This window comes from Coleofasciculus sp. A1-SPW-01, from assembly GCF_040217205.1.
In the GTDB taxonomy this organism is placed as follows: domain Bacteria; phylum Cyanobacteriota; class Cyanobacteriia; order Cyanobacteriales; family Coleofasciculaceae; genus Coleofasciculus; species Coleofasciculus chthonoplastes_A.
The window spans coordinates 1-6,048 of sequence record NZ_JAVJNP010000100.1; the positions used below are offsets into that span (position 1 = coordinate 1).

Genomic DNA, 6,048 nt, shown 5'->3' on the forward strand with positions numbered 1-6,048 from the left:
CCTAATTTAGACGGACTCTTACTTTTTTTCTGTGCCGTTGTTGGAGTCCAGGAGGAATTTTTCTTTTGTAGGGGTTTATACATGATGCCGCCTCAGTTGCCTAACGATTTGCTAGTCCCAAGCCCATTTGCTCAAGAACTCTCCCTGATCGCACCTAGATCAAGCGATTGCCCTAGTCCGAGCAGCTTTGAGATAACAATAACAGTTTGATTGAGAGAATCAGGTTTTCACCTAGCCCTCAATATTCAATAGCAACTCGAACATTCTGTCTTCCTGATGTACCCTCCCTAAATTCACAACTTCCCGAAAATCCATAATATTCCTTATCTTCTCGTGTCACCGTACCTGGTGTTCCTGTTACCATTTCGCAAGTCTTGTCATGAATCTTTACGTAGCCGCTAATACTTCCCTGCTCCCATGTAATCTGTGCGCTAACTTCACCAATATCAGAAGCTTGAGCTTCTTTAAAATTTAGTTCAACTCGTTGTGCATCCTTGTCACGCAACAGAAAAACGTTGTTGGAATGAGCGTTGTAATGATTATCATCCCAAAAAATTGTAATATTCGCTGATCCGGAGTACGTTTCTACACTTTCACTCATACAAGAAACCTGTAGTAAAACAAGTGTAATTATTAGGACAACCTTCAAAAAATACTTTTTAATTTTTATTTTCTCTTCCTCCTAACTAAGAGTTATAGAATATCTGAGCTGAGCATAAAAGCAGCGTGTGTCTCAGTTACATAGAATATACCTGCTTTTTATTTGTATTTAATTTATATTAGTTTCGATGCAACCTGCGCCAAAAACAATAAATCAGTAGCTACAAATTTATAACTGGTGGAATCAAACCAACCATCTGTACCTGCAATCGCACCAATCATATCTGGATCAGGAGTAAAACTATCTACTTCTTGAAATTGTACTCTAGAACTGTTTTTTATGTTCGTAAACATAAACTCACGAGTTACATCAAAAGCTGCTCCCGAAATTGTTTGCTCTCTTCCCCAAGTATGACTTAAATTTAAGCCAGCTCCACGACTACTTTCTGCTCCTGCACTAACATCAACTCCTTTAACTGGAAGTGAAGCACCTAAAGTTGCTTTCTGCCCAGCACTCAAACTACCACCAACAGTTGTGCTTGATGTTTCTTTAACGTCATCAGTCTTGAATCTAAAATTCAGACGCAGTGTAAAGGCTAGCTGACCATTAAGCATATAATAGCGTGAGGTTAGAGAATTAGCTTCAGCCGTTAAACCTCTGACTGTTTGACGACTAGCGTTTACTTCATCTAATACCCAAGCAGAGTCATTTCCTTTCAGAGGGACTTTACCAAATTTTGCCGAAACATGGAATCGTGCCGCCGAATCATCATAAAATAGATCTTCTTCAATCATTTTCCAATCCCATTGAAGAACTTTCATCTCACTGTATTCAATAGGATTTGACCTTGTACCTTCTTCCGGTTCATCATCACGTTGAATAATCTGCTTAGCTTTAGCTTGAAGAGTTGGATTTTTATACTTAAGTTGTCCCTTATCAAAAGTAACTTCTCCATCGGGAAGAATTTCTGAAGTTCTCTTCTCTGAACCAGCCTGTTTAGTTTTTAATTGACTACCTGATTGTTGAACCACATGGGTCAACTCATGCGCCAACAACTCTTGCCCATCCCGACTTCCTGGATTGTATTCTCCCTGCTTAAAAAAGATATCCGGACCCGTCGTAAACGCCCGGGCATTTAAGGAGCGATTAAGCTGATCAGCATTGCTATTGTTATGCACCCTCACGCCACTAAAATCAGCCCCAAACGCCTGCTCCATTGGCTCTCTAACTTTCTCGGAAAGCCCCTGTCCACTACCTTTGGCTTGCTGAATACTTTGCTCAACGGAATCGTCAACCGCACCTCCACCAACTCCGCCATCACGCATCACTGTCGGCTGAGCTACTGGTTCTACTTTTCCTTGTACGGATTGCTGGGACGTGGGAGAATTAATCTGTTCGACAACTTTGGCGGCTACTGTGTCGGCTTCCTGTTCGTACTTATCTCCTGGTTGCCCGACTGTTAACTTTCTCTGGAGTGGAGTCAGGGTGCGTGGCGTTAGGGTGGACATTCTTTGTCCGACGACATCAGCAACTGAAATCCTGGATTCGGACTGAGGCTGCACTGTTGGCGTTTCTGTCTCCTGAGACCCCTTAGCTTCCAGACTTCGCATCACATTCGCGGCTAGTCTATCCGCCGAGTCTCTGGAATACTCCCCTATTTCCTGCGACTGAGACGATTTCTGATTTGGCTTGGGTTGAATCGAAAAATGCCCTAATTTAGACGGACTCTTGCTCTTTTTCTGTGCCGTTGTTGGAGTCCAGGAGGAATTTTTCTTTTGTAGGGGTTTATACATGATGCCGCCTCAGTTACCTGATGATTTATTGAATCCAGCTCAATCCTGGAGGAAACTCTATCATTCTATCTCCTCATCGCCTATCCAGAACACTATCACTACGCGCCAGCGAACTGCGAGAAACAACGTAGCGCATAAAGCATAAATCTTGCCGTAACGCAGCCGACAATATCCGCGATCGCACTCACCAAAAAAGCGATCGCCTACACGTTATTAGATTGTCATTTTAACACAGCTAATTTTGCTATCTACTGTCTCGTTAAATGGGGCTTTCCAGGACAAATTCCCAAGCGCGATCGCACAGATTCCCCTTCACCTTATACCTTTTCTCCGATTTGATATTTTAATTTACCGTCTCCATCGCCTTACTAACTCTAAACATTTTTTGGTTTGGTCAAGAATAGCGCGATCGCGCTACCTCAAAACATCCTCAATGTGGGCAAAAATTGTAGTTACATAAGCAGTTAAAGCCGTAACCCCCTGCTGACCTGGACAGGGTTCCAAAGCTGCAACCGCTTTTTTACGCTCTTGCAAAGCTGTCCAAATCATAAAATCACGAGTATTAATCTGATCGAGAATCTCACGAATCCGTTCTGATTCCTTCGCTAAACTAGCATCATCGATTAGTTTCTGGAGTTCATCACGCCGATTATGGGCTACGTTGAGACCGTAAATAACTGGCAATGTTATCTTACCCATTACCAAGTCACCCCTGCCAGATTGTCCCCAAATTCCTTCAAAATCATCAAACAACTGTAGAGCCAATCCAAGATGATATCCAAACCTGCGACAGGCATCAAGAAGTTTTGGGTTATCAGGACCACAAAGTCCACCAGCAGTACAAGCTAAAACAAAGGCACTAGCATTTTTTTCTTCTATCGTATGCCAGTAGTCTTCAATAGTGAGAGTTAGATTGCGTAGATCCCGATCTTGACCTTTTAATAAGTGCAGTCCTGTTTGAGAAAAGTGTTGATTAATTACTCGATAAAGCTCAGGAGTCCATGCAGCTTGAGCCAGGAGTTCATTGCATAACGCATAGAGGGCTGCACTGAAGTTAAAGCTGCGAGCCAAACCAATTGTTGCCCACAGCGCATCAGGTCGATCCTGATCCTGCAAATCATCTAAGATACGCATAGCTAAACTGAGGACTACCCAAGCAGCACTTACTGGAATCGCTTCTTGTGGATTACCGCCCACTGCCGCACAACTTGCCAACGGCAAAATTGCTAGCGCACTTAAGGGTTCATCCGTGACAGCCGTCAAAACTGAGCGAAACTCAGGCCAGTCAGATGGTGCATGTTGCCGAATGTAGCTGCGTACATCTGGCAGCAGTTCTTGAAATCTCGTTAAGTCAGTAACATCTCTATCGGTTAGGCTAAAATTAGCCACTGCTATCCTCTCCAGTTGGAAACTTAATTTCTGTCAAGACTTGAGCTGGGTGAGGCTTAATCTCCAAATTCACAGAGACAGAGACTCAATAAACACTCTTATCTCCTCATCCTGCTCTGGTTGTTCTTGAATCAGTTCATGGACTTTCAGAACAGAAAAAGACGATTTTGTATTTTCTCCTTGCTCTTCTCTGAGTGCAGATAGTTCAGGTAAGTCAAAATCAATTAGTGATCCCCAATAACCTTCGAGCCATACGGCACATGAATTTACCGTTTTTGGGCAGATATCTCTCAACGTAGATAAGAGTGATATGCTCATGGCAGCGTCACTAAGAGACAAAAAAATAGTGTCTTGGTCACGGTCTTGATCAGATGTACCGATAAAGGAATCACCAAGGGCGAGTCGGTAGGAATCTTGGAAATAAATCACCACTGGAAGTCGCAGTAGTTTTCTTGAGCCAGAAGCTGTCTGCGTTTCGTTGTTGAGCCAATTGAGTAGTTGACTGGATGGCTTAATTGGCCGTCCTGGAATGAAACTAACAGAATTTGTGGGTCTCATCGGATTTGTCATAGGTGTTTCTTTGGGGTTTAATTGTGAGGTTAAAGGAATAGGGCTAGAATTGACGCTGGCAGAGGTTTGACACCCCCAGATAACCACAGCAATCAAACTAATTAAATTGCTAGCTTTCATAGTATTATCCCTTGCCTTGCTTGTGGGTATCTTTGCCCGTTACCAAAGTATTTAGAGAAACTGTGATATGCTGACAGCAATCATGTATGATAGTCATAGTCATGTCCCTTTGCTGCGGCATCAGAATGTGTCCAGAAATGAAGTTCCTTACTGCGTTTCAGTAATTCTTTTGTTTGTTTATTAGAGCGTTTCAGGGCTGCAACCTGCTTACCTTTATCAGTAAGTGTGAGACCAGCAGCAATAACAGCTTTCACATTTTGACCATCTGCAACCATGCTGTGTTTCAGTTGGATTTTTTCACGCTTTGATGTATAGGCAAAGTGATCTTCCCATGTTGTTGCAGTAGCTCTTGTTGGCCAAGGATCTGCCACAACAATGTCCGCATCAGTGTCTTCTGGTACGCCCATAAGAACAAAGTCATGGTCTAATCCCTGTTTAGAAGACCAGTGGAGCGTTTCACCTACAGCCTGAACCCGTAAGTAATCAAAAGCAACCTCAGCGTGTTCACCACAATTGCCACCATGAGCGAGATCTGCCTTAGCTGCTGTCAAGGCTTCGGGATTGGCAGCCGCAATAGGCTTCACCGAGTCAGTCAACTGCCAGAAACTCGTTTCACCCACAGCCTGAAGAACCTGAGGATCGTCACGCATAACCAAAAGACGGAACTGGGAGTTAAAGTTAGTTGCCTTCAATGCTTTTGTCTGATTACCTGCACCGTATAAAAACACGGATTTAGTGTGTTTAATTGCTTCTTTCGCCTTGTCAAGGCGACTCATGGCTTTTGAACTGACCTGCTTTCCCGGTTTACCTGGGGCAGAATTTCCCCGCATCATGAGTCGTGCTTGTTGCAGAGGGGCAGTTTGGGTAATTTCAACCCGTTGATTAGGTTCTTGTAGTTGAGATTGATATTGATCCAGAGTTTTATTGCTGTTTACCTGCTGAAAATCTTGTAATTCTTTGCGATACAAGGCAGTATTACCTTGTTGAGAAGAAAAAATCGATTGGAGATATCCAGGTACTTTGTGGGCGGAACTCTCTGATGGGATGGCTTGTTGTTCTTGCTTGGGTGAGACTGCACCTGTCTGCTGTACCACATGAGTCATTTCATGTGCCAACAACAGTTTCCCATCGGTTGAACCGGGATTATACTTCCCTTGGTTAAAGAAAATATCCTGCCCGTGAGTAAACGCCTGAGCGCCCAACTCCTGATTCATCTGAACCGCTTCACTGCCCGTATGCACCCGTACACCACTAAAGTCAGAACCAAAACGCGGCTCCATAAACCCTCTCACGTCCTCCGATAAAGGAGAACCCCCACCCTTAGACGCATTCAAACGGCTCTCTAAATCTTCAGACGCTTCAGTTCCACCTGCTTGAAATGCCCGTTGCACTAATCCTTGTGTTTGCACCTGCTCAGATAATCGCCTCTGTACAACAGGCGTAATCGACTGTGCCAAAGACTCTCTCTGAATGGGGTTATTATCTTGTGTTAAACGCTGAACTGGAGCTGAATTGTCAGAAGGTGATGACATAGAAACCACTTGAGCCGCCACTCGGTCAGCTTCTTGCTCGTAG

Annotated in this window: 5 protein-coding genes; all 5 read right to left on the reverse strand. The window is 43.8% G+C overall.

Going from position 1 to position 6,048, the window contains the following annotated elements; genetic code table 11:
• Positions 1-238: 238 nt before the first annotated feature.
• Positions 239-601 carry a hypothetical protein gene (locus RH949_RS14935; protein WP_446354148.1) on the reverse strand — a complete coding sequence of 121 codons (363 nt, stop codon included), beginning with the start codon at positions 599-601 and terminating at the stop codon, positions 239-241.
• A 173-nt stretch (positions 602-774) separates the two neighbouring features.
• A complete protein-coding gene (locus RH949_RS14940; protein ID WP_446354150.1) occupies positions 775-2,394 on the reverse strand; it encodes an eCIS core domain-containing protein in 1,620 nt (539 codons plus the stop codon).
• 414 nt (positions 2,395-2,808) lie between these two features.
• Positions 2,809-3,783, reverse strand: coding sequence for a polyprenyl synthetase family protein (locus RH949_RS14945; protein ID WP_446354152.1), 975 nt, complete (start codon positions 3,781-3,783; stop codon positions 2,809-2,811).
• 69 nt (positions 3,784-3,852) lie between these two features.
• A complete protein-coding gene (locus RH949_RS14950) occupies positions 3,853-4,473 on the reverse strand; it encodes a hypothetical protein (RefSeq protein WP_446354154.1) in 621 nt (206 codons plus the stop codon).
• A gap of 80 nt (positions 4,474-4,553) precedes the next feature.
• On the reverse strand, positions 4,554-6,048 hold a 1,495-nt coding region (locus RH949_RS14955), incomplete at its 5' end, for an eCIS core domain-containing protein (RefSeq protein ID WP_446354156.1).

What these genes read in the sequence shown, in the direction of transcription:
- RH949_RS14935 (WP_446354148.1), bottom strand. Translation starts at nt 601, where the DNA reads ATGAGTGAAAGTGTAGAAACGTACTCCGGATCAGCGAATATTACAATT.
- RH949_RS14950 (WP_446354154.1), bottom strand. Translation starts at nt 4,473, where the DNA reads ATGAAAGCTAGCAATTTAATTAGTTTGATTGCTGTGGTTATCTGGGGG.
- RH949_RS14940 (WP_446354150.1), bottom strand. Translation starts at nt 2,394, where the DNA reads ATGTATAAACCCCTACAAAAGAAAAATTCCTCCTGGACTCCAACAACG.